This window comes from Leifsonia sp. SIMBA_070 (assembly GCF_046534635.1).
Classification (GTDB): Bacteria; Actinomycetota; Actinomycetes; order Actinomycetales; family Microbacteriaceae; genus Leifsonia.
The window spans coordinates 1-410 of record NZ_JAWRYK010000046.1 but is presented as its reverse complement, the minus strand read 5'-3'; the positions used below and the strand labels follow the sequence as shown (position 1 = coordinate 410).

1 pseudogene is annotated in these 410 nt (G+C 65.9%); it reads left to right on the top strand.

The features are described from left to right. Positions 1 to 410: pseudogene (locus SB754_RS19330) on the top strand (IS481 family transposase); the annotation flags it as partial.

Sequence of the window (410 nt, the reverse complement as noted above, 5' to 3'; positions counted from 1 at the left end):
GGGCGACGCGATACCGGCACGAGGGAGCCACAGCGATGGCGGACCGGTCGAGTCGTCCTCGCTCGATGCCGGCGAAGACGCCACCAGCAGTGGTGAAGCAGATCGTGAAAGCACGTTGGCGGCGACGGCTGGGACCTGCGCAGATCGCCGGCGAGGTCGGTATCCCGGCCTCGACTGTCCATGCCGTGCTGGTGCGTTGCCGGATCAACCGGCTCAGTCGAATCGACCGGGTCACCGGTGAGCCGATTCGCCGCTTCGAGCATGACCGTCCGGGATCGCTGATCCATGTCGATGTCACGAAGTTCGGCAACATCCCTGATGGCGGCGGTCATCGATACGTCGGCCGGCAGCAAGGGGACCGGAATCGTTCCGCGACCGTTGAACGCACCGGCGAGGCGCGTTCGAAATGG